Consider the following 24,455-nt stretch of genomic DNA (forward strand, 5'->3'; position numbering starts at 1 on the left):
TCTATATACAGAGAATAAAAATGAAAGAAAAGTGAAAAATATTCAATTTACCTATTGCACATTTATGCAATGAGCTGTATAATTATCACATCGTAAGAAAAAGCCCCCGTGAAGGGCAGATGAAATTGTCTATATTATGGTAAGAAAGGCGGCATTCCTATGGCTGATGTAAAAAATGTAAAAAAAGTAGTTCTGGCTTATTCCGGCGGACTGGATACTTCCGTCATCATTCCCTGGCTGAAAGAAAATTATGGCTGTGAAGTCATTGCATGCACAGTGAACCTGGGACAGCCGGAAGATTTTGACGCTATCCATAAAAAAGCACTGGCTTCCGGCGCTTCCGTTGCGGAAACACTGGATGTACGCAAGGAATTTATTGAAGAATATGCCTACAATGTGCTGAAGGCAGACGGCCGGTATGAAGGCAAATATCTGCTGGGCACCTCTTTTGCCCGTCCGCTGATCGGCAAATGCCTGGTTGATATGGCAAAAAAGTACGGCGCAGATGCTATCTGCCACGGTGCTACAGGTAAAGGAAATGACCAGGTGCGTTTTGAACTGACCATCAAAGCACTGGCACCGCATATGAAGATTATTGCTCCCTGGAGAATCTGGGATATGAAGTCCAGAGAAGATGAAATGAAATATGCGGAAGCCCATGGCGTTCCTATTGATAAATATGATGAAAAGCAGACCGATGAAGAAAAGGCTGCTCAGAAATATCCCTATTCCATGGACTGGAATATGTGGCACCTGTCTCATGAAGGGGACGACCTCGAAAATCCGGCCAATGCGCCTCACAAGGATATGTACTTGGTGACCTGCGATCCGGAGGATGCTCCCGACAAGGATGAACTGGTAACCATTGAATTTGAAAAAGGCGTGCCCACCGCTGTCAACGGCAAGAAGATGGACGGCGTGGAACTGGTCAATACACTGAATGCCATCGGCGCAAGAAACGGCATCGGCATTGATGACCTGGTAGAAAACAGACTGGTAGGCATGAAGTCCCGCGGCGTTTATGAAAACCCCTGCGGCTCCATTCTCTTCTATGCCCATACAGAACTGGAAAGACTGTGCCTTGACCGGGCTACTTTCCACTTCAAGGAAGTGGCTGCTGTGAAGTATTCCGAACTGGTATATGACGGCATGTGGTTTGCACCGCTCCGTGAAGCACTGCAGGCTTTTGCCGACAAGACTTCGGAAACAGTTACCGGCAAGGTTACCCTGCGCCTCTACAAGGGCAATATTATGTCCCATGGCGCTGAAAGCCCCTATTCCCTGTACAATGAAGAATTTGTCACCTTCGGCGAAGATGATGTATACAACCAGGCAGATGCAGAAGGCTTCATCAACCTCTTCGGCCTGCCGCTCACCATCCGGGCCCTCATGATGGAGAAGAATGCAAAATGAGTGATATGATGTGGGGCGGACGCTTTACGAAAGCGGAGGAAAAAAATGCCCTTGATTTCAACGCATCCATTTCCTATGACTGCCGGATGTATAAAGAAGATATCGCAGGCTCGAAAGCTCATGCGAAAATGCTGGCCCGCCACGGCATCATTTCAGAAGAAGACCGGGTGAAAATCACAGAAGGTCTTTCGAAAATCAAGAAGGAAATCGATGAAGGAAAGTTTCCCTTCTCCGTGGAACTGGAAGATATCCACATGAACGTGGAAAAACGGCTCACCGATGATATCGGCGATGCCGGTGCAAGACTCCATACCGCCAGAAGCCGGAATGACCAGTGTGCCCTGGATCTTCATATGTACATGAAGCGGCAGATGGGAAGGATAGCAGACAAGCTGATCGGCGTGGAAGAAGCCCTTCTGGGAGCGGCGGAAAAATACAAAGATGTGATTCTGCCGGGCTACACCCATATGCAGCGTGCGCAGCCGGTGCTCTTTGCCCATCACATGCTCTGCTACTTCGCCATGCTGGAAAGAGATTTCAAGCGTCTGGAAGAATGCTATGACATGGCGGATATGTCTCCTATCGGTGCCTGTGCGCTGGCAGGAACCACCTATCCCACCAATCCACTGGAAGAAGCGGAGGATCTCCATTTCTCCAAAGTGTACGGAAACAGCCTGGATGCTGTATCTGACAGGGATTACCTGCTCCAGTTCCTTTCCTTTGCCTCGATCTGCGCCATGCACCTGTCCAGGCTTTCTGAGGAATTTATCTACTGGAGCACCAGCGAATTCCAGTTCATTGAACTGGACGACGGCTACTCCACAGGAAGCTCCATTATGCCCCAGAAGAAAAATCCGGATATGTGCGAACTCATCCGCGGCAAGACAGGAAGAGTTTATGGGAGTCTCATGGGCCTTCTCACGGTGATGAAAGGCCTGCCCCTGGCTTATGACAAGGATATGCAGGAAGATAAGGAAGGCGTTTTTGACGCCATCGATACGCTTTACTTTGCGCTGGATATTTATGCCGGCATGATTTCCACCATGACAGTGAATGGAAAGCATACCAGGGAAGTACTGGAGCATGATTTCTCCAATGCGACCGATATGGCAGACTATCTGGCCAAGAAGGGGCTCCCTTTCCGTCAGGCCCATGCGGTAGTGGGCAGTGCAGTACATTACTGCATCGAACACCATAAAGTTCTTCATGATCTGACCATGGAAGAACTGAAATCCATGAGCCCTCTCTTTGAAGAAGATATTATGGATGCGCTGAAAATAGAAAACTGCGTGAAAAATCGTGAAAGCTACGGCGGTACGGGACCTATGTCCGTGGAACGCCAGAAAACCCACGGGAAAGAAGCAGTGGCAGCCATGAAGAAAAAGGCTGCCCTCTGGAAAGAATCCATGGCTTTCCTGGGATAAAAAGAAGCCATGGCGTACTGCGCCTGGTATAGACAATTTCACAGGAAAAAGCCCCTGCTTTCGCGGGGGCTTTTTCCTGTGCCGTAAAACGGACTGTCAATCAGGAAGGGATTGATGTACCGGCAGTATAACCGGGTTTCTATAAAACTTACAATCTCTGCACGGCATCCATAGCCAGTTTTGACCGTTCGCATTCCTCACGGCTCATGGTAATCTGCCAGCACAGAGGACTGCCTTTCATGCATTTGGCAGCATAGGAAAGTCCGTTGGTCCGCTCATCCAGAAAAGGCCGGTCAATCTGCTGAGGATCGCCCAGCAGGATAATTTTGGTGCCCCTGCCGGCCCGGGTGATGATGCCCTTGGCCTGGCCGGGGGTGATGTTCTGGGCCTCGTCAATGATAAGGTAGGTTTTTACAATGGAACGGCCCCGGATAAAATTCAGGGCTTCCGTTTCTATAATGTCCCGGTCGAAGATTTCCTGCACCTTGTCCCGGAGAAGGGATTCATTTTCATACCGTCCTGCTTCATCAGAGTCCAGCAGCTGCTCCAGGGCATCTATGACGGGACGCATGAGGGGCGAAATTTTCTCCTGCTCCGTGCCGGGCAGGAATCCGATATCATCATCGAACTGGGCATTGGGGCGGGAAACGATAATGCGGCGGTATTCGCCGGTGGGATTATTGAATACTTTTTCCAGGCCTACAGCAATGGAATAAAAGGTCTTTGCCGTGCCGGCCATGCCTTTTACAATGACAAGGGGAGCTTTTTCCGCACTTTCCATGAGCGCTTCCTGGAGAAAGTACTGCCCTGCATTTCGGGGCGTAATGCCGTAGGGATGCTGCTTCCGGTAGCGGAGAGGCACCATGCGCTGATTTTCCACCCGCCCCAGGAGGGTCTGTCCGGATGATTCGTCGGGAGTCAGAAGGAAAAATTCATTTTCAGTAAAGGAAAGGGGAAGAGGATTTCCGTTTTCGTCAGTCATATACAGGGAGGACAGAGAAACCCCGCCGCTTTTGAAATCAGCAACTTCGCCCTGGGGGATGAAGGCATGTCCCCGGCCGGTATAGTTGGCGTCCTTTCTGGATACCTGCTCCGCTTCAAAATCTTCGGCCTTCAGAGAAAGAAGCTGAGCCTTGATGCGAAGGACAATGTCCTTGGTAACCAGTATCACTTCCCGGCAGGGGTCCTGATCCTGGAGCCCTCTGCATACCATCAGAATCCGGTTGTCCGATTCATCTGGCGGAAGGTCCGGAGTCAGGGGTACGTTCACGCAGTTTGTCTCTACACGGACGGTTCCGCCGTTCTGTATGGGAACGCCGGTGAGGAGATTGCCCCGCTGGCGCAGGCTGTCTAAAAGGCGGATGGCTGTGCGGGCATTCGCCCCTTTTTCGCCTTCCGCCTTTTTCAGACCGTCCAGTTCTTCCACTACCACCAGAGGAATGACGACCTCGTTCTCTTCAAATGCATACAGTCCATAGGGAGACTGCACCAGTACATTGGTATCCACGACATAGGTTTTCTTCATGATGACCTCCTTGGGAAGCATTGCCTGAAGGAATTGATCCGGTATGGATTTTCTACCTTTATCATACCATGAGACTGTCAAGAAAGAATCAAGGAAAACAGAAATTTAAGGAAACAGCATTTCCAATCAAAAACGCCTCACCGCTGGGAGAGGCGTTTTTGATTGGAAAGAGCCGGTAACCGGGTGCAGGCTGCGTCTTCAACGGCATGGCGGAAGTCAAAGCTTATGCACCAGCAGGAAACGGATTTTTTCCGACAGGTTCATTTGTGCAAGGCAGTTCTTTCTTGCTTCTGCAATGATGGAGGCTGCTTCTTTCCGCTCCTCCACTGTCAGCGGGACACCGGAAAATTTAGATTTCACCAGCATATCAATGAGCCGGTCAAATCCCTGGAAGCGAGGATCCTTCAGGAAGGCTTTCTTCCTTTCCTCATAGCTGCCGGCCGGAGAAATTCCTGCATAGCGGGACAGCTTTTCCGAATAGTCCAGCAGACGGTTGAACGTTTCTTTGCTTTCCGGACCTTTGGCAATATACCTTGGAGCCGTACGGATACGGAAGATGACAGTAACGGTCAGAACGGCGAGGAAGACAAGAATGGCCAAAAGACCTCCGGGGAAGGAAGTGCCTTTGGAAGGCACCGTATCAGGCTGCTGCAGCTTCGGCGGATTGCCTGTCCCGGGCTGGCGGTCAGAGGAAGAGGACTGTCCGGGATTCTGCTCCGGAGAGGTTTCAGGCGAAGACGGCTTTTCCGAGGGCTGCCGGTTTTTATCTTTTTCATCCAGCGGTGCATCGGGAGCGCCGGTATCGTTTTTCTGCTTGTCAGCAGGAACGGGGAATGGGTTGTCTGTTCCATCATAGCCCGGCGTCATTTCCACAGGGCGCCAGCCCAGGCCGTCCACATAGACTTCTGCCCAGGCATGGGCATGGTGGTCATTGACACTGTACTGATGAAGCCCATCTTCAGAAACAGGGGCTCCGTTGATTTCCTCAGGCCCTACAGTCAGACCGGCTGCGTAGCGGGCAGGAATGCCGGATGCCCGGAGAAGCATGACGGCGGAAGATGCAAAGGCGGTGCAGTAGCCCTTTCTGTTTTCCGTAAGAAAAAAGGTGATGAAATCCTTACCTTCCGGTGTTTTTCCCGGATTTGTGGTATAAGTGTAATTCTCGGCAAGGAAGCGGCGGATTTCATCCACCCGCTGCCTTTTTTCTGACAGCGTGCGGACTGGGCTGACAGGGCCAAGGGCGGCAAGCCCTTCCTTTACGGAGTCCGGGATTTCCAGATAATGGCTGTATACAAAGCGGCGGTACTCTTTTTCTGCACCCAGGTAAGTACGGTAATAGGGATCGCTTATACTTTCTCCGGCCATCATGGAAAGCAGGCTGCCGGCAGGCAGATCCCACAGATATGTGCTGTAGGCCTTTCCCTCTCTGCTTACAGGGGAGCGGTCAAATGCAAAGAGCGGAGCTCCGAAGCTGGTGTCATAGGGCAGAAGGAAGAAGCGTGTCTTTTCGTACACGGCATCCACGGAAAATTCTTTCTTCAATCCTTCCACGGTCTTATCGTCATCCATATAGTTGGAGAGGCTTTGAGACAGGGCAGGGCTTCGGGCGATGACCTCCATGAGCCAGGCGCCCTGGTCATACCATTCGCCCTGGTTCTTTTCAAATAATTCCCGAACGCTGTCATAGCTGCTGTCGGGCAGATCTTTCCACTGGTTGTTACGGTAGTCCCCGCCGCTCCAGCTGCGGAGATAGAGACGGTGGGAAACATGGGAGGATTCAATATCCGCAATGATCCGGCCGGAATAACGGATGCCGTTTACATTGCCCAGTTTCTGGCTTCCGGCAGTGCCCTTCATCATGCCTGTGTAGGCATTTCCTGCATGGAAGACAGGATCGTAGGGATCGACTAGAGATACGATTTCTTCCTGCATTCTGGAAAAGAAAGCCGGCTGCTCATAGCGGCTTTCAGGCACCAGAAGGGAAAGAAGAATCCCTATGACCAGAGCGGACAGGAAAGCGGGGATTTCGGGATGGCCCGTTTCTCCGCCTTTCAGGCGGGCGGGAAGAGAAATCATATAAGCGCCGGACAGGGCAAAGGCCAGGGGCGGAGGATTGATTCCGAAATAAAATCCTAAAAGAAGGAAGACAAAAGACAGAAGGGAAATGAGGACGGCTCCGGCCTTGGAAAGAAGTCCGCACAGAAAGAACCAGGACAGAAGAGCGAGAAGAAAAATCTCGGCGGCCATTGGACTGGCTCCCGGAACGGGGCGGGGCAGTACCAGGTCCACATCGTAGGGCTCTTTCAGTGTGGTCAGAAAGGGGATGGAAAGAGCAGTGAAGCTGTCCTGCATGGCAGATTTAAACAGCAGAAGTCCTGCCAGAAGGCAGAAGAAGATCAGAGCCAGCAGAGGGAAACGCCGCTTTTCAGGAAGAGCGGAGAGAACCAGGCTTCCGGCCATAACCAGAAGGAAGGAAAGGGCACCGAAAAGAAAGGTGTCACTGCTCCAGTAGGAAAAGAGAAGGGAAACGGTTCCGGCGGCACCGGCCGCAGTCAGAAGGGCAGAAAGAAAATGCATTCTTGTCATTTGCTGTTTCCTCCCAGTGCCTGATAAATGGCGTCTCTGCCGGAAAGAGCAGCTCCCCGGGCTCCGTCGGCGGCGCACCAGATGGCCGGAGACAGTTCAGGAGGCAGGGGCGGATTCGGATTTCCGGTAATATAACAGATAGGAATATAGGGAGAAAGGGCTGCGCCCATCAGGGCCGGTGCGCTTCCTGCCCGCAGGAAGCCGGAAACGGCATCCTGCCAGTCTTCCCGGGTGCGGATGGTTTGGAAAGCGGGCCCTTTTTCAGTAGTAAATACAAAACGGAAGGGAACACGGGCAGATAGAAGAGCCAGTCCGGCGGACAGAAGGGCATCTCCTACAATGTCCCGCAGATTCTCGTTCCTTTCGTAGTCTGCAGCCAGAATGATTTTATCACTGCCTGCAGGATAGGAATCCCGCACATAGACCTGGTCCTTCCTGGCAGTAATTTTCCAGTTGATCAGATGGGGATTGTCGCCGGGCTTGTATTCCGTGGCGCCGAAATACTCCACATCCTCGCTGCCTGCAATGCGGCGGAGAGAAGCCAGAGCGGCCTGATACGTGCCGATCCGGCGAGGGTACACCAGGAAGGCGGAGGAAGGCATTTCCTTTTGAAAATGAAAAAGACCGAAAGGGTCTTTCCAGGAAAAGGTGATTTTGCCGGGAGAATACCGCCCGCAGTGGAGTATGTCCCGGGTAAAGTAAAAAACGATGCCGTCCCTGCGTTCTTCATAGGATTCGTAAGGCGCTCCGTCCAGAAGCACTTCGAGAGAGGAAAGAAAAGGAAGGAAAGGACCTTTCAGAAAAACTGAAATCTCCGCCTTTTCCCCTCTCGTTATATGGGAAGGAGATCCCACAGTGCAGTCCGCTTTTTTCCCTGCCTGACGGCAGAGAAAATAAAGAATGCAGGGAGTAAGAACGAGTACCACTGCCAGGAAAAAGGCATCGTAGAGATCATAAATGACCATCAGAAAAAAAGCGATGAAAAGGAGAAAAATGTAGTAGAAACGGCCCATTTACTCCTCCTTCAATGATGGCAGGGGCAGAGAGGAGAGGATAGAGGAAAGAACGGACTCCGCCGTTTTTCCATTATATCGGGCATCTCCTGTAAGGGAAATGCGATGCCCCAGGGTATAGGGAGCCACTGCACTTACATCATCAGGCGTTGCATAGGAGCGGCCTTCCATAAGGGCATGGGCCCGGGTCATGGCGGCAAGGGCCATGGTTCCGCGGGGAGATACGCCCAGACGGATATCGGGATGGTTTCTGGTGGCCCGGGACAGATCTACCATGTATCCATAAAGACTGTTTTCTACATGGATGCGGGAGGCCTCTGCTCTCAGGTTCAGAAGGTCCTGGGGTGTAATGACGGCAGACAGGCCTTCGGCAGGATTTTCTCTTTCGCCGGAGAGGATGCGGATTTCATCTTCTCTTTCCGGATAGCCTACGGTAATGCGGATCATGAAGCGATCAGTCTGTGATTCAGGAAGCTCCTGGGTGCCGGAAGAACCGAAGGGGTTCTGTGTGGCCATGACGATAAAAGGCTGGGGAACGGCATAGGTTTTTCCATCTACGGAAAGGCGTCCTTCCTGCATGACTTCCAGCAGGGCAGACTGGGTTTTCGGGGAGGCCCGGTTGATTTCATCGGCCAGGAAGAAATTGGTCATGGCGCTTCCGGGGACGTAACGGAAGGTGCCGGCATTTTTATCATACATGGAAAAGCCGGTAATATCGGATGGAAGCACATCCGGCGTAAACTGCATGCGTTTGTAGTCCAGCCCCAGCACATGGGTGAATGCCACGGCAATGGTGGTTTTCCCCACACCGGGAATGTCATCAATCAGAATATGGCCGCCTGCCAGAATGGCTGTCAGGATCCGGCGGAGCACTTCATCCTTGCCCAGTACGGCTTTTTCCGTTTCAGCAAGAATGGCGTCAATTGTTTCTTTTGTATTCATGAAAATACCTCAATTCTTTTAATTTAATATATTACTTATTATACTCCTTGAGGGAAGGGGGCTTTGAGGGAGCTGTATTTTCCGGAAGCAGGCGGGTTCAGGCACCTCCAGGGTCCGGGTCCATGGTGCCATCGGGGCTCTTCTCCCTGGACACCACAGGTTCCGCCTGTAGAGCGGGCTGGCTCAGAGGGGGGGTTGAAGCTGCCTTCGGCGGCCATTGACAACGCACCCTCTTCTCCCCTATAATAATAACGTTATGGAAGGGTGTCCGAGCGGTTGAAGGAGGCGGTCTTGAAAACCGTTAACTTCGTGAGAGGTTCATGGGTTCGAATCCCATCCCTTCCGCCAGAAAAACGAATCCGCGGCGTTTACCGCGGATTTTTTTATATTATGATGGAGGCTGTAGAGGCTGTATGCATATCGCCGGCAGAGACATAGACATGCTGTCTATTTTAAGAAAAATACTGGGGCTTACCATTGGAGCCATTATTTATTCCGCAGGTCTGAACCTTTTCCTGATTCCCAATCATATCATTGACGGCGGCGTCACCGGTATATCCCTTCTGGTACAGGCACTGACGGGTGTTCCTTTTTCCATACTGATTGTGGTACTGAACCTTCCCTTCTTTTATCTGGGCTATAAACGGCTGGGGGCTGGGCTGGCTGTGTCGGCAACCTATGCCATCGTCGTCCTGTCGCTGTGCTCTTCCTATTTCGAAGAACTGAAGCCTGCAACCACGGATCCTTTCCTGTCTACCATTTTCGGCGGCATTATTATCGGCATCGGCGTAGGCATTGTCATCAAAAGCGGGGGCTCTACAGATGGCACAGAAATCGTGGCGATCTGGCTGGATAATAAGACATCCTTCTCCGTAGGGGAAATCGTCATGTTCTTCAACTTCTTCATACTGGGAGCGGCAGGATTTGTTTTCAGCTGGAACAGTGCCATGTATTCCCTCATTGCCTACTTCATCTGCTCCCGCATGATTGATGCCGTTTCCACAGGGCTGGATTCTTCCAAGGGCATTTTTATCGTTACTTCCGATTACGACAAGGTATCCGATGCCATTGTCCATGATATGCACAGGGCAGTGACCCGCCTTCACGGGCAGGGCGGTTTCCTGAAGGATGATAAGGATGTGCTGTACTGCGTGGTTACCCGACTGGAAGTGACCAAGCTGAAACAGGTGGTCCACGGTATTGATCCTTCGGCCTTTCTCTCCGTCTTTGATGTGCAGGAAGTGCAGGGAGGACTGGTGAAAGGGAAATAGTCCGACGGAGCAGTCTATGATGGCCGGAAGCTGTGTTCCTGCTCTTCCGATTCGACTGCTCATGACTGATTCAGAAAAGAAGTATGCCTGCTGCCTGCAGCAGAGAAATCGTACAACCGCACTTTGTGCGGTTGTTTTTTACTGCCTGAAGCAATCTATGACTGCTGCGCCTGCAGGAGATTCACCTCCCCGGAGCGGTCATTCTATCGTCCTTCAGGGCGCAGATCCCGATGGTGTCATAGCTCTTCCTATCGTAATGACATGGATGTTTTCGAAATGCAATTTCCCTGCTGTATTTGAAGATTTTCCTCTTTACAAATGAAGATTCCTATTATAAAATAAGACAATTTGTGCCGAAATCGGTGCGTTCCGTTTTTTATTCTTTTGGAAGACCTGTGAGGGGGTACTATGTCGGAAAAAACTTTGGAAGAGCTGGAATTTGAGGAAACCGGTGTAACACGGAAAGAACGATGGAAAATCATGTGGGCATCCATTATCGGCTATGCCATGGATGGCCTGGATGTGCTGATTCTTTCCTTCGCCATGGCGGCTATTGTCAGTGAATTCGGCCTGACTTTAGGGGAAGGCGGGCTGATTGCAACCTACACGCTGATTGGTACAGTACTGGGCGGCTATCTTTTCGGTATTTTTGCCGATTACTTCGGCCGCGTGCATACATTTTCGCTGACAATCATTATTTTCTCCATCTTTACCGGTGCCTGCGCTTTTGCGGATAATGTGGTGCATCTGGATATTCTCCGTTTCCTGGCCGGACTGGGCCTGGGCGGCGAATATGGCATCGGCATGACCCTTGTATCGGAAACCTGGCCGGCTGCCAAGCGGGCCAGAGCGACTGCCGGTGTGGCCATGGGATGGCAGGCCGGTGCAGTGCTGGCAGCTGTTCTGGCGGCCGTTGTCCTTCCGGAATACGGATGGAGAGGCCTTTTCCTGGTAGGCGTTATTCCGGCCCTGCTGGCTGCCTGGGCCCGCCATGGCATTAAGGAACCGCCCATGTGGGTGAAGCGCAAAGAAATGAAAAAGGAACTGGCAAGACGAAAGGCGGAAGGCGAGACTCTGACTGCGGAAGAAGAAGAACAGCTGGCAGAGGCAAAGAAATTTCCGCTGGCCCATCTTTTTGCCAGTCCTTCCAAGACGGTGACCACCCTTTCTCTCACAGTCATGACCAGTGTGCAGAATTTCGGCTACTACGGCATTATGGTATGGCTTCCCATGATTCTCCTCAAGGAACACGGACTGACCACCAAATCCATGTCCGGCTGGATGATTGTCACGGTTATCGGCATGATTGCCGGCATTTATGTATTCGGCTACCTCTGCGACCGCCTGGGACGCAAGGTGCCTTACCTGATTTTCTATATCTGTGCGGCAGCCATGGTTTACATCTATGTCAATCTGGGCACGCCCATTGCCCTTCTTTTCGGCGGTGCCTTCCTCGGCTTCTTCTGCAACGGCATGATGGCAGGCTACGGTACCCTGCTTTCTGAAAATTACACTACCGATGCCCGTTCCACTGCACAGAATTTTATTTTTAACACAGGCCGTGCCGTTGGCGGATTTGCTCCTGCCATTATCGGTGCTCTGGCGCAGTCCCACGGGTTCAGCGCCGCCTTTGCCCTTTTGTCCTGCGTTTATGTCGCAGCGGCAGTGAATGTGCTTCTTTTCATCAAGGATACCAGGGGTACGGTGATCCGCTGATTTCCTGTCCTGCAAGAGCTGTCATAAAATGACAGCTCTTTTTTTGTCCTTTTATAGTAAAATACTTCCTACTTTACATATTGTAAACGTTGCAATAAAATGCGGGTTGTTATATCATATATTTATGTAAACCGTGTATACGGACAAAGAATAACAAATAGTTTACAAATGAGGCGAGAACATGGTTCGGGAAAATGCATTGGAAGCAGGACAGAGCAGGTCCAGGGAAATTGTTCTTTTCGGGTTGTTTACTGCACTTATCGCCATAGGGGCGTTCATTCGCATTCCGGTGCCGGTGTGTCCGTTCACACTGCAGCTCCTTTTCACCACTCTGGCAGGACTGATTCTGGGAAGCAGGAAAGGAGCTCTTTCTGTGGCCCTTTACGTACTGCTTGGCCTGGTAGGTGTTCCTGTCTTTACAGAAGGCGGCGGTCCTTCCTATATTTTCCAGCCAACCTTCGGATATCTGGTGGGATTCATTGCAGGCGCATGGCTTACGGGGAAACTTCGTGAAATGGCAGGCTCCTGGTCTTTCGGCAGGGTCCTTTTTGCCAACCTCTGCGGCCTGGCTGTGGTGTACCTTTTCGGCATGGTGTACGTATATTTCATTAACAATTTCTATATCGGGAAAACCATCGGTGTATGGGCAGTGATTCTGTACTGCTTCCTGCTGGCTGTACCGGGCGATATCTGTCTCTGCGTTCTGGCAGCCTTCCTTTCCAAACGGCTGGTGAAGGCACTGGGACTGCATGAATAAACAGGATAAAAAGGGAGAAAGAAGAATTTCTTATCTTCCTTATTTTATTGCAAGGGGGAGTTTGAAATGAGTAAAGGATTATTTATTACAGGCACTGATACGGATATCGGCAAAACCTATGTAACGGCGCTTATCGTGAAAACCATGAGGCAGGCGGGATATGACGCAGGCTACTACAAGGCAGCCATCAGCGGGGCGCCTACGGTGGCTGAGTCCGATGCAGGCTTTGTGAACCGGTTTGCTGATATTCATGAACCGGAAGATATGATCCTTTCCTATCTTTATCAGCATGCCGTATCTCCTCACCTGGCAGCGCAGATGGAAGGACATCCGCTGGAAAAAGAAGTCATTCTCAAAGCCTGGAAACGGGTGACGGAGAAATATCCCTATGTCACCATGGAAGGAAGCGGCGGTATTGTTTGCCCCATTCGTCATGATGAAAAGGCGCATTACTATCTGACCGATATTATCGGCTGGCTCCATCTTCCTGTGCTGGTGGTGGCAGATGCGGGTCTGGGAACCATCAACCATGTGGTGACCACCTGCGAATATATCCGGAACAGACATATACCCATCAGGGGCATCATCCTGAATAACTGGAAGGGCGGCGTCATGGAGGAAGACAATGTGAAGATGATTGAGGAAATCACCGGAGTCAAGGTGATTGACCGGGTCAGAAAAGGAGATACCCTTCTTCACTGTGATCCCAAGGTGCTGGAAGCCTGCTATGAAGAGGTGTGAGGAAAAAGGAAAATCGAGGCAGAGCAGTCCCGAAGGGAATGCAGCAGCCTTCTGCATCTGATGAACCCTCTGTCAGACTGCAGATAGAGCAGAGAATACGGAATGACGATAGAAATAAAGGAGAATGAAAATGGCTGATATTAACTGGGAAGCGGAAGATAAGAAATACATCTGGCATCCGGCCATGCAGATGAAGGATAATGAAGTATTTCCTCCGGTGGTCGTGGATCACGGCAAAGGGGTATATCTCTATGATACCCATGGAAAAGCATACCTGGATATTATTTCCTCCTGGTGGTGCAATCTTCTGGGCCACTGCAATCCGGAAATCAATGAAGCGCTGAAGAAACAGGTGGATGAACTGGAGCATGTGATTTTTACCAATTTCACCCACAAGCCGGCCATTGAACTGTGCCGGGAGCTGGAACCGCTTCTGCCTGAAGGATTAACAAAGTTCACATTCCATGACAACGGTTCCTCTTCTGTGGAAGCAGCCCTGAAAATGGCCTTCCAGTACCAGTACCAGACCGGTCATCCGGAAAGGACCCGGTTCATGTGCCTGCCGGAATCCTATCATGGAGAAACTATCGGTGCTCTTTCCGTAGGCTCCATGGATCTTTATGCCAAAATATTCCATCCCATGCTCATGAATAATATCCATTTCAAAGGATTGGACTGCTTCCGCTGTCCCTATGGAAAAACGAGGGAAACCTGCAGCGTGGAGTGCTTTGAAAGTGCTGAGGAAGCCTTCAGAAAATTCGGCAAAGAAACGGTGGCCTGCATTGTGGAACCGATTCTTCAGGGCGCTGCGGGCATGAGAATTTATCCGGCCGAATATCTCCGCAAGCTGAGAAAGCTCTGTGATGAATACGGCGTTCTTCTGATTGATGATGAAATTGCCGCAGGTTTTGGCAGGACCGGCACCTTATTTGCCATTGAACATGCCGGTGTATCTCCGGATATCCTCTGCACGTCCAAGGGACTGACAGCAGGCTACATGCCTATGTCCATGACCATCACCACGGATAAGGTATACGATGCCTTCTATGATGACTACGGCACCCATAAAGCCTTTGTCCACAGCCATACCTACGCAGGAAATCCCATGGGCTGCGCCATTGCCCTTACCGTACTGAAAATCATGAAACGGGATCATATCCTGGACAAGGTGAAGGAAGACGGAAAATATCTTCATGAAGAACTGATGAAAGCGCTGGGAAATCATAAGAATGTAGGAGAAATCCGGCATATCGGCCTGATTAATGCCATCGAACTGGTGGAAGATCGATCAACAAAGAAAGCCTTCGACCCATCCAGACGTATCGGCTGGCATATTTTCCGCAAAGCCATGGATCTGGGACTGGTTCTCCGCCCCATGGGAGATATTATCTATTTCAATCCGCCTTTGACCATTGAGCGGAAGGATATGGATAAAGCAGTCAAACTCTGTACAGAAGCGGTGCATGCCGTACTGGGAGAGTAAAGACACCGGCGGCAGGAAAATTGAATCCCGCAGGCTGGATCGAGCCTCGGACCCCAAGCCCTTCAATCCTGCAGTTAAAAGCCCCTTTGGCATTTTGCCGAAGGGGCTTTTTCATGGCAGGTTCATTTCACATGACCATATTTGTCCAGTAATTCCTTGACAGTGACAGGCTTTTTTCTTTTATTGTCTTCCCTGGCATGGAGAAAAGAAGGTTTCTTGTCAACAGCGGCATCCAGGGAGTCCATGGCATGGTCTGCAGTTTCCGCAGAAATGCCTTCCGCCGGGGCGGCATCGGGAGCGGTTCCGTCAGCGGTATGGCCATGGTAGGAGAAGTTGTTTTCCACAATACCGTCAGGATTTGTAGCTTCATAGCCGTTTACATGCTGCAGGCTTCCGTCAGGACCGGTGCGGAAATAGTCGTGTGTATAATGGACGCCTGGCGCATCGGAAGCATCATGTCCGGGGGTGTCCACATAATCAGGATGGGTAACATCGTAGGCGTCGGCAGGAGTATCCACCGTATCTACGGAAGTATCAGTATCCAGGGTATCTGTGCTGTCTACTCCGCCGTCGAAGCCGTCAATGGCTTTGATGAAGGGCATTAGGAGCAGAATGATTAAAAGAGGCGCTACGCCCATAATCGGCATGGCCCGTTTCAGAGTGTAATGGTGATGGTACAGCCAAAGCAGGATCAGGTGGAAACCCAGGGTGACAATAAAGGCAATGGCTGCTGCATAGAGTGGATTGATGGAAAAGAAGTACCGGTGAAAATAACGGTAAGGGATGTCAATATACCACTGCATTCCGAAGAAAGCCGCCATGCCGTACATATAAAATCCGGCCAGCACAGGACGCCAGTTGTCTATAATGTATCCCAGGCGGGCCAGAAATATGATGACCATGATAATAAAGGCCACCGGTGCCAGAAAGGGCAAAAACGTAATCAGGGCAAAGGCAATGACTGCCGTAATCAGGATGGTAAGAATCCTTTTCCAGGTATAGAAAATGAAAAGAGCGATAATGAAGGCAATGGAAAAAGGCTTGTATTCCGGCCTCATGATGTTGATAAAGACATAGAAAAAAGTGACCATCATGAGGACAAGATGGGCGGGAGTGAAGCAGGAACAGGGATTTTGAGCTTTTGAAATGGACAAATCATCACATCCTTGATCGGCGAACCGGTGGAGAAATGACAGCGGAAGGCGGCATTTCCAAAGGCGTACAGCCCTGTAGAAATGCCGCTTTACGCTGCATACAGACAATTTTCTCATTTATCATACCATAAAATATGTTGAAATACATGATTCACAGAGCCCTGTATTTCAGATTTTACGGTGAACTTCTATCGGTTGACAGAAGAAAAAATGGTGCTATAATAGTCCCATGTGAAGCGATGAACCAGATGGACATGGCAGACAGACGCAGCAGAGAGCCGGCGGAAGGTGAAAGCCGGTGCGGACGGGTTATGGACAATCACTGGAGAGCGTCTTTCCTGAAATGACAGTAAGGAAAGCGGGGGTGCCCGTTACAGGACTATGACATAAGAGTATAATGCAGGGTGGTACCGCGATTTCGCCCCTGTCCCATATGGGACAGGGGCTTTTAGATTCCATCTTTTGTTATACGTGTCTGAGTGATAAATCAGAGTGGTACCGCGGGAAATCCGCCTCTGTCTATGGGGACAGAGGCTTTTTTAGTGCCCTGTCCAAAGTGAAGGAGGGCTTTATATGAAAGTATTATCTATGTTTGATGGAAATCTGGGAAAGTACCTGCTTCCCGGCATTGTGCTCCAGTCCGTTATGATCGGCGGCGGCTATGCCACAGGACGGGAAATCGTCGAGTACGGTGCCAAGTTCGGCGCTTACGGCTGGTATGCAGGACTGGGAATCATGGCAGGCTTTGCTCTGGTGGCAGTGCTGTGCTATGAGCTGATACGACTTTACCATGTGTATGATTACAAATCCTTTATCCGGACCATTGCCGGGCCGCTGTATCCTGTATTTGATCTGGTATATACGGTCTTCATGGTCATCATTCTGGCTGTCATGTCCTCTGCCACCGGGGCTGTGGTTCAGCAGATGTTCGGCGTATCCCACTGGTTTGGCGTAGTGGGCATTATGATAGTGGCCGGACTTTTGAATTTCTACGGTGAAAAAGTAATTTCCTTCTTTGAAACCTTCGGCACCGTAGCACTCTATGCAGGCTATCTTACCTTTTCCGTGCTTGTGATTTCCGGACATACGGGAAATATTGCTGCTGTTATGGCATCGTCCGATCATTCCTATGTACCTGATGCAACCATGGGCCATGCCCTGTGGACGGGTCTTCTGTACATGGCCTGCAATCTGGTAGTATTTCCTGCGTCCTTCTTCACCATCAAGAAGCAGACGAAACGGAAAGAATCGGTGGTAAGCGGTGTTCTGGCAGGACTGCTGGCCACCATTCCCTGGTTCCTGACTTATTTTTCCGTCATGGGCTTTTATCCTTCCAAAGAAGTGCTTGGCGCACCGGTGCCCTGGATGGTTATGATGCAGGAAAGCGGAGTGCCTTCCTGGATGATGGTGGCATTCAGCTTTATCATGGGTTGGACACTGATTGAAACGGCTACAGGCATGATTCATGCGCTGCTTGCCAGAGTGGACAAGGGTCTGGAAGACCAGGGACGCCGTCCGCTGTCTCGAAAATATAAGGGCATGACAACAGTGGTTATCATGGCATTTTCCATCGCTCTGGCACAGGTAGGCATTATTGACCTGATTGCCAAGGGGTATATGGCTCTTGCCTATGCTTTCATGGCACTTTTCCTCCTTCCTCTTCTTACCGTAGGAGTATACAAAATCTTCAAAAAAGAAGAAACGGAAGAAACAGAGGAGGAAGCGGAAGAACTGGCAGAAGACTGCCGGCAGAAGGCATAATTCACCTGCCTTTGCAGACTTGTCGGTATCCGGCTGTATTTCTGAAAAGAACAGGGCTCTGTCCATAGAGGCCGGTTTATGGGAGAATCATGAAGGCCGCTGCTGTAAATTTCACTTCGCTGCAAAACCTCCTGCTTTCTGTATCTGCAGAAAAGTGCAACTGAAAAAGGCCGCCATTCGGCGGCCTTTTTCATATATGAAGTATATCCTTGAATGCTTTGATATAATGCCTGGATACGGGCACCTTCTGCTTGTCATAGCTGGTCATGGTAAGAAGCAGCGTGCCGTTGTCCTGGGGCTGGATCTCATGAATCATGGACAGGTTGACGATGTATCCCTTGTGGGTGCGGAAGAAGCCGAGCGGCGTAAGGAGGCTTTCTATGTCGCGAAGGGTCATCCGGGACTCCACAATGCCGCTGGTGGTGTAAAACAGGGAACGGTCCGATTTTTCCGTACATACAAGGACGATTTCTTCGGAAGGAGAAATCATGAGGGTTTTATTTTTTGTCTGGATGGATATTTTCTGGGAGCTCACCTTTACTTCCCCGGGGATGGTTTTCCGGCGGAGAAGGGAAAGGCTGTCCCTGAGGCGGTCAATGATACGGTGTATGCGGGCTTCTGAATAGGGCTTCAGGATATAGTCAAAAGCTTCCAGATCAAAAGCCTGCAGAGCAAACTGGCTGTAGCCGGTGGCAAATACAATTTTCAGGGGAAGATCCATTCTGAGAATTTCCCTGGCACATTCCAGCCCGTTCATCATGGGCATTTCTATATCCAGGAAAAGAATATCCACCATAGGATGGAGTTTTAAAAACTGCAGGACTTCCTTTCCGTTGGCACATTCCCCCACGACTTTGACGCCGGGAATGGAGGACAGTTCATATTTCAGCTCGCCTCTGGCAGGGAGCTCGTCATCTGCGACCAATGCTTTGATTTCTTCCATATAGTTTCCTTCCTGCGATTTCCTTTCCGGAGGTATGGGAAAAGCGTTTTCCCCTGCCTCCTGTTTTAAGACTCAGCAGCATCCCCGGAAGGAGACTGCTTTTGGACCAGTGGATTCAGTACGATAGTCTGGGTAATGGCCTGATCTTCTTCTTTCTCCGGACTGCTTCGGACGGGCGCCTCTATTTTTGGGATATTGGCGAAAACCAGGGTACCCCTGTTTTCCTTGCTTACGATATGCAGACCGCAGGAGCTTCCAAAGAGGGATACCAGACGCTGGTGCACATTGATCAGTCCGATCTGGTCACGCCGCTTATGGTCAATAAGGAGTTTTTTCCTCTTTCTGGCTGACATGCCGATGCCTGTATCCAGGACATATATTTTGTAATAATCGGGGTGTTCAATGAGCCCCACTTTGATTTTACCGCCTTCCGGCCTTTTGAAAATTCCGTGAATGACTGCATTTTCAACCAAGGGCTGCAGGAGCAGAGGCGGTACCTGGATGCTGTTCAGCTTATCTTTCGGGAAATCGTAGGTAATCTTGAGGCGGTCGCCAAATCGTGCCCTTTCCAGCTCGGTATAGCATTCAATGACATGAAGCTCTTCGGACAGGGGAATGAGTTTGGAGGGATTGTTCAGGCTGTGGCGGAAATAGTCGGAAAGATACTGAATCAGTTTCCTCGCCGTATCCGGATCGCTTCTTACGTAATAGCTGATTGTATTCAGCGTATTGTAGAGGAAATGAGGATTGATCTGCGCCTGGAGAGCGCGGATTTCCGCTTCTGCCAGCAGGTTTTCCTCTTCCTTCATCTTATCGTATTCGTAGATGGCTTCCATGACATGGCATATGCCGTGAAGGAATTCAATGCCCAGCTTGGTAAAGGTGTCGCCCTTGCTTTTGGCGGCAATAATCCATCCCACAGTTTCATGCTTGTAGGTGACGGGAAGGGTCATGAGGTGGGCCATGTCCGGCAGATTTTTCTGCAGCTTCAGAATGGCGATTTCCGCTTCTCCCTGGGTGCGGTCGGCTTCCGTCTTGAAGTTGGTGCGGGTGTACAGCTGATCCTTGTAGGAAATGGCGGTCCAGATCAGGCTGGGCAGAGAGGACGTCATGAGCTCCGTAATTTTGGATATGTTGGCATCGTTGAAGCCGTCGTGGAGCGTGGCAAAAAGGGCGGCTACGGCATCGAAGGTATTCTTTGTGGTCTGTGTTTTTTCAGAATCCCGCTGATGGATGAAAAATTCGATAACCATATAGAACAGGCTGACGGCAATGGTATTGGTGACGATGATAGGCAGGGAGAGAGTGAAGAAATCTTCCGGATGGTTAATGGTTTCCGGAAAGGTCAGGAAAGCAAAGAACAGCCAGAACAGCAGCTCCAGTGTAAAAGCGTCCAGGAAAGCCCACATCCACAGCTGATGATGGTGCTTCTTCAGCCGTTTGGACAGAAAGCCTGCCGCTACGCCCTGGATAATGGTCAGTCCCCCGTGGACAAAGGCAGCGTCCGTATGAATGAAGAAGGCCCGGTGAAAGCCGGTAATGATTCCTGTGACCGTGCCTACCACCGGCCCGCCGATAAAACCGGCCAGGATAATGCCTACGGCGCGGAAATTAATGATGCCGCCGCCGGCCCGTACATTCCAGTAGGTGCCGCAGATGGAAAGAATGGAAAACAGGATGATGAAAAGAATCATGTGCCGGTGGCTGAAATGCTTGGCGGAAATGGCTTCACGGAAGAAGGTGGTGCGGCATATGAGCAGCAGAAGGAGGAGAAAGATGGAAATGCCGAACCAGACATGCTGGATACCGATAATCCATGAGGAATTCATAGTATCATCCTTTCGACAACTTACGGAAGCAGGGATTCATTGGACAGGGCTTTTATCCGTGTTTCCCCGGAATATGATGAACAGCGGCTGCTGCGCAGAGCATGGGACCGCTTCCGGTCGGACTTGTACAGGACACCGGCAGCAGGCAGAACAGGCAGTCTGGCGTGGCTGAAAGCGCCGGCTCCCTTTTCTCTGCAAAAAAGAAAAAATAATAGATTGTTAAGCAAATATCAACTATAATGTATAACTTGTATGTAATGAATGCAATAACTAATGCATTTTTATTGCATCTTACCCCCTGTTTCCTGCATCTTGTCTCATAAATTTTTAATTTAAGGGGAAAAACAGGTATACTGTAGCTGAAGGAAATCAAAGGATTTTTGATAAGTCTTATTTGTTTTTATTATAACAAAGGAAGGCTTGCAGGGTCCAAGTTTTTTGAAAGACAGTGTTCTTTAAGGACGGGCAGACGGCTCATCTGTTTTTCAAAGGAAAGGAAGGGTGTTATTATGGTTATTTACGGTGTTGCACTTCTCGCAGGCTGCTATATGGCAGGCAATTTCATTGGTGATGTGCTGGGAGCGCTTTTGGGAGTCAAGGCCAATATCGGCGGCGTAGGTTTTGCTATGCTTCTCCTGATCCTCATTTCTACCTGGGCTATCCAGAAGGGATACATGAAAGCGCCTGAAGAACAGGGCATTAAATTCTGGAGTGCCATGTACATTCCCATCGTTGTGGCTATGAGTTCCATCCAGAACGTGGCAGCTGCTCTTTCCGGCGGCGTGGTAGCAGTTCTGGGCGGCGTGCTGGCAGTGGTCATCGGCTTCCTGGCTATTCCGTTCTTTGCAAGGAAGAAAGAGGAAGCGCCGGTGTCGGACAGCGAACTGGCCAAGAATCACAAATAAAGGGGGGAACGCATCATGGATATTGCAGCAATTATTACAAACTTATTTGTTAAAAATGGCATGATTTTCGCTTTCATGCTTCTCGGTGTCATCATGTTCGTCGCCTATAAACTGGGCAGCCTCACCAAGGGACGGGTTCACGGCAGTGCCATCGCTATTTTCCTGGGCCTGGTACTGGCCTATATCGGCGGTGTAACCACCGGCGGCAGCAAAGGGATTGCCGATGTTCCGCTTTTTGCAGGCATGGGTCTGGTAGGCGGCGCCATGTTCCGTGATTTCGCCATTGTTTCCACCGCTTTCGGTGCGGATCTCCGTGAAATCAAGAAGATCGGATGGCGCGGTGTTGCATCCCTGTTCTTCGGTGAATTTATCTGCCTGGTAGCAGGTATTGCCGTAGCGTATCCTCTGGGGTACACCAGTGCCGTTGACCTGGTTACCATCGGTGCAGGAGTTGCAACCTTCGTGGTAGGCCCGGTAACCGGTGCCGCTCTGGGTGCTTCTTCCGAAGTCATTGCGATTTCCATTGCCGCAGGGGTAGTGAAATCCGTACTGGTTATGGTAGTTACTCCTTTCGTGGCAAAACCGCTTTCCATTAATAACCCGCAGTCTGCCATGGCTTTTGGCGGCATCATGGGTACGACTTCCGGCACTGCAGCCGGCATGGCAGCCGTAAATCCGAAACTGGTTCCCTATGCAGCCATGACTGCTACTTTCTACACCGGCCTGGGATGCCTGCTCTTCCCGTCGGTATTCTACTTCCTTACCACCATGTTTTTCTGATTATGGCTTTACCATTCCGGGGAAGCGCTCTGGGACTTGAGTCCCTTCTCTCACAGGAGGCGGAACCGGAATGATTCCCTTCCTTTTCGGGAACGGGGCGCTCCATAGGGCGCCCCGGGCCTGAAAAATATAAAGGGCTTAACAATAACATTGAAAGAACCTGTATAATGAAAGAACCTGCGGATTCCCTCATGAATCCTGCAGGCTATAACCCTGTTATCTGTTATTTCATAGAAAGGATTGATATTATGTTGGAAATCAAACCGTGCAATAAGAACTGGCATACAAGGGGAGACGACACAGCTGCCCGTATTTCGGCAGCCGCTCCCTATGCGGATGGTAAAATCGTAGATCCCGCCAATACGGTGAAGCTGCTGGAAGCCCTGCTCCGTCCGGGAGACAAGGTCAATATTGAAGGGGATAACCAGAAACAGGCAGATTTCCTGGCAAAGGAACTGTGCAAAGTGGATCCATCCAAGATTCACGACCTCCATATGATTCAGTCCACTCTTTCCATTCCGGAACATCTGGATGTATTCGAAAAAGGCATTGCCCGCAAGCTGGATTTTGCCTATGCAGGAAGCCAGGGCAAACGGCTGGCGCAGATGGTGCAGAATGACGGTATCGAACTGGGAGCCATTCATACCTATCTGGAAATGTATTCCCGCTACTTCATCGACCTGGTGCCCCGGGTTTCCCTGGTATGCGCCGATGCAGCCGATAAGGACGGCAATATTTACACCGGCTTCTCCACGGAAGATACACCGGCCATTGTAGAAGCCACCAAGTTCAACCAGGGCATCGTTGTTTTCCAGGTCAACAAAATTGTAGACAAGCTGCCGAGAGTGGATATTCCGGCAGACTGGGTGGATTTCGTCATTGAAAGCCCCACACCCTACCTGCTGAATCCGCTGTTCACCAGAGATCCGGCCAAGATTACCGATGACCGCATTATGAAGGCTATGATGGCCATTAAAGGCATTTATGCTGAATACGGCGTGAAAGTACTGAACCATGGCGTAGGCTATGATACGGCAGCGGTAGAACTGCTGCTCCCCACCTTCGGTGAATCGCTGGGACTGAAAGGAAAGATCTGCACCCACTGGGTACTGAATCCGCATCCTACACTGATTCCTGCCATTGAAACAGGCTGGGTACAGGCAGTGTATTCCTTCGGCTCCGAAGTAGGCATGGAAGAATATATCAAAGCCCGTCCGGACATCTTTGCTATCGGACCTGACGGTACCATGCGCTCCAACAGAGCTTTCTGCCAGGCAGCCGGCCATTATGCTGCAGATATGTTCATTGGCTCCACCATGCAGATTGATAAATACGGCAACTCCTCCACCGCCACCAAGAACAACGTGGCAGGCTTCGGCGGCGCACCGAATATGGGCTGCGATGCCAAAGGCCGCCGTCATGTGACTCCCGCATGGCAGAAGGCAGGGGAAGAAGTGGCTAACCGCTTCGAACTCATGGGCGATGCCAACCGCGGCAAGAAACTGGTTGTCCAGATGATTACCACCGTTTCTGCCAAAGGCTTCCCCGGATTTGTAGAACAGCTGGATGCAGTAGCACTGAAGAAGAATGCAAATCTGGATCTGGAACCCATTATGATTTATTCCGATGATCTAACCCATATTGTCTCCGAAGTAGGTATTGCCTACCTCCATAAATGCCACAACATGGAAGAAAGAATGGATGCTATCCGTGCCGTTGCAGGAAATACAGACGTGGGCAAACTTGAAAATCCGGAAATTACAAAGAAACTCCGCAAGGAAGGCATCGTAAAACTGCCGGAAGATCTGGGAATCAATCCGGCAGAAGCCACCAGAGACCTTCTGGCAGCCAAGAATATGAAAGATCTGGTAGACTGGTCCGGTGGACTCTATGATCCGCCTGCCAAGTTCAGAAACTGGTAACAGACTTCTGCGGAACAGATAAAAAACTCACTTTCCAAAAGGAAAGTGAGTTTTTCTTTTTGGTAAAGAGAGGATGTTCCAGTATTTTTCAGGCTGATTTCTTATGCAGGTCATGATACAATAAGAATGAAGAGAAGTGATTCATAGCCTGTCGGAAAGAGATCAGGCAGGGAAGAAACGGAAAGGATGCCGGGATTCCATTCCGATGTTTACCGTAACACAGGGCATCCAACGCCTGATGCAGTTCAACTTTGTGATTCAAGCGATTTTTCCCTGTCAGAGAGGTGACA

General features: G+C 50.4%; 19 protein-coding genes, 1 tRNA gene and 1 other annotated feature. Of the genes, 12 read left to right on the forward strand and 8 right to left on the reverse strand.

What is annotated here, in order from left to right; genetic code table 11:
- Positions 1-159: 159 nt before the first annotated feature.
- On the forward strand, positions 160-1,413 hold the full coding sequence (locus ACI4N7_RS00890) for an argininosuccinate synthase (RefSeq protein ID WP_439731483.1): 1,254 nt from the start codon (positions 160-162) through the stop codon (positions 1,411-1,413).
- Complete coding sequence (gene argH / locus ACI4N7_RS00895; RefSeq protein WP_439731484.1) at positions 1,410-2,837, forward strand: argininosuccinate lyase; 1,428 nt, start codon at positions 1,410-1,412, stop codon at positions 2,835-2,837. Before ACI4N7_RS00890 ends, argH begins: the two co-directional genes overlap by 4 nt.
- Before the next feature lie 148 nt (positions 2,838-2,985).
- Here argH and ACI4N7_RS00900 read toward each other — a convergent pair whose 3' ends face one another.
- The 4 genes from ACI4N7_RS00900 to ACI4N7_RS00915 all read right to left on the reverse strand — a co-directional run bounded on the left by ACI4N7_RS00900 (position 2,986) and on the right by ACI4N7_RS00915 (position 8,903).
- Positions 2,986-4,362, reverse strand: coding sequence for a PhoH family protein (locus ACI4N7_RS00900; protein WP_439731485.1), 1,377 nt, complete (start codon positions 4,360-4,362; stop codon positions 2,986-2,988).
- 216 nt (positions 4,363-4,578) lie between these two features.
- Positions 4,579-6,948, reverse strand: coding sequence for a transglutaminase domain-containing protein (locus ACI4N7_RS00905; RefSeq protein ID WP_439731486.1), 2,370 nt, complete (start codon positions 6,946-6,948; stop codon positions 4,579-4,581).
- Positions 6,945-7,961, reverse strand: coding sequence for a DUF58 domain-containing protein (locus tag ACI4N7_RS00910; RefSeq protein ID WP_439731487.1), 1,017 nt, complete (start codon positions 7,959-7,961; stop codon positions 6,945-6,947). The genes ACI4N7_RS00905 and ACI4N7_RS00910 overlap by 4 nt, the downstream gene beginning before the upstream one ends.
- Positions 7,962-8,903 (reverse strand): AAA family ATPase, encoded by a 942-nt coding sequence (locus ACI4N7_RS00915; RefSeq protein WP_439731488.1) that lies wholly within the window; start codon positions 8,901-8,903, stop codon positions 7,962-7,964.
- Between the two features lie 258 nt (positions 8,904-9,161).
- Between ACI4N7_RS00915 and ACI4N7_RS00920 the strand changes: the two genes are divergently transcribed.
- The 6 genes from ACI4N7_RS00920 to bioA all read left to right on the forward strand — a co-directional run bounded on the left by ACI4N7_RS00920 (position 9,162) and on the right by bioA (position 14,871).
- Positions 9,162-9,251 (forward strand) — tRNA-Ser (locus tag ACI4N7_RS00920).
- A gap of 92 nt (positions 9,252-9,343) precedes the next feature.
- A complete protein-coding gene (locus tag ACI4N7_RS00925) occupies positions 9,344-10,174 on the forward strand; it encodes a YitT family protein (RefSeq protein WP_439731489.1) in 831 nt (276 codons plus the stop codon).
- Positions 10,175-10,582: 408 nt separating this feature from the next.
- A complete protein-coding gene (locus tag ACI4N7_RS00930) occupies positions 10,583-11,890 on the forward strand; it encodes an MFS transporter (protein WP_439731490.1) in 1,308 nt (435 codons plus the stop codon).
- 181 nt (positions 11,891-12,071) lie between these two features.
- Positions 12,072-12,647, forward strand: coding sequence for a biotin transporter BioY (locus ACI4N7_RS00935; RefSeq protein WP_439731491.1), 576 nt, complete (start codon positions 12,072-12,074; stop codon positions 12,645-12,647).
- 66 nt (positions 12,648-12,713) lie between these two features.
- Positions 12,714-13,388: a dethiobiotin synthase gene (gene bioD, locus ACI4N7_RS00940; protein WP_439731492.1), complete on the forward strand. Its 675-nt coding sequence runs from the start codon at positions 12,714-12,716 to the stop codon at positions 13,386-13,388.
- A gap of 130 nt (positions 13,389-13,518) precedes the next feature.
- Positions 13,519-14,871 (forward strand): adenosylmethionine--8-amino-7-oxononanoate transaminase, encoded by a 1,353-nt coding sequence (gene bioA, locus ACI4N7_RS00945; protein ID WP_439731493.1) that lies wholly within the window; start codon positions 13,519-13,521, stop codon positions 14,869-14,871.
- A 122-nt stretch (positions 14,872-14,993) separates the two neighbouring features.
- Here bioA and ACI4N7_RS00950 read toward each other — a convergent pair whose 3' ends face one another.
- Positions 14,994-16,025, reverse strand: coding sequence for a hypothetical protein (locus ACI4N7_RS00950; protein ID WP_439731494.1), 1,032 nt, complete (start codon positions 16,023-16,025; stop codon positions 14,994-14,996).
- 230 nt (positions 16,026-16,255) lie between these two features.
- Positions 16,256-16,454, forward strand: a binding site (T-box leader).
- A 144-nt stretch (positions 16,455-16,598) separates the two neighbouring features.
- Here ACI4N7_RS00950 and ACI4N7_RS00955 point away from each other — a divergent pair.
- On the forward strand, positions 16,599-17,786 hold the full coding sequence (locus ACI4N7_RS00955) for a YkvI family membrane protein (RefSeq protein ID WP_439731495.1): 1,188 nt from the start codon (positions 16,599-16,601) through the stop codon (positions 17,784-17,786).
- Between the two features lie 190 nt (positions 17,787-17,976).
- On the opposite strand, the gene ACI4N7_RS00960 is transcribed toward ACI4N7_RS00955, so the two are convergent.
- Both ACI4N7_RS00960 and ACI4N7_RS00965 read right to left on the reverse strand, forming a co-directional pair.
- Positions 17,977-18,729 (reverse strand): LytR/AlgR family response regulator transcription factor, encoded by a 753-nt coding sequence (locus ACI4N7_RS00960; RefSeq protein ID WP_439731496.1) that lies wholly within the window; start codon positions 18,727-18,729, stop codon positions 17,977-17,979.
- 65 nt (positions 18,730-18,794) lie between these two features.
- A complete protein-coding gene (locus ACI4N7_RS00965; RefSeq protein ID WP_439731497.1) occupies positions 18,795-20,558 on the reverse strand; it encodes a histidine kinase in 1,764 nt (587 codons plus the stop codon).
- Between the two features lie 509 nt (positions 20,559-21,067).
- On the opposite strand from ACI4N7_RS00965, the gene madL reads away from it, so the two are divergent.
- The 3 genes from madL (at position 21,068) to mdcA (ending at position 24,165) form a co-directional block, all read left to right on the forward strand.
- Positions 21,068-21,463, forward strand: coding sequence for a malonate transporter subunit MadL (gene madL / locus ACI4N7_RS00970; protein ID WP_439731498.1), 396 nt, complete (start codon positions 21,068-21,070; stop codon positions 21,461-21,463).
- Between the two features lie 15 nt (positions 21,464-21,478).
- Positions 21,479-22,243, forward strand: coding sequence for a malonate transporter subunit MadM (gene madM / locus ACI4N7_RS00975; RefSeq protein ID WP_439731499.1), 765 nt, complete (start codon positions 21,479-21,481; stop codon positions 22,241-22,243).
- A 167-nt stretch (positions 22,244-22,410) separates the two neighbouring features.
- Complete coding sequence (gene mdcA, locus ACI4N7_RS00980) at positions 22,411-24,165, forward strand: malonate decarboxylase subunit alpha (RefSeq protein ID WP_439731500.1); 1,755 nt, start codon at positions 22,411-22,413, stop codon at positions 24,163-24,165.
- Positions 24,166-24,253: 88 nt separating this feature from the next.
- Here mdcA and ACI4N7_RS00985 read toward each other — a convergent pair.
- On the reverse strand, positions 24,254-24,455 hold a 202-nt coding region (locus ACI4N7_RS00985), incomplete at its 5' end, for a hypothetical protein (RefSeq protein WP_439731501.1).

The organism is Dialister sp., assembly GCF_051885895.1.
GTDB lineage: Bacteria > Bacillota > Negativicutes > Veillonellales > Dialisteraceae > Dialister.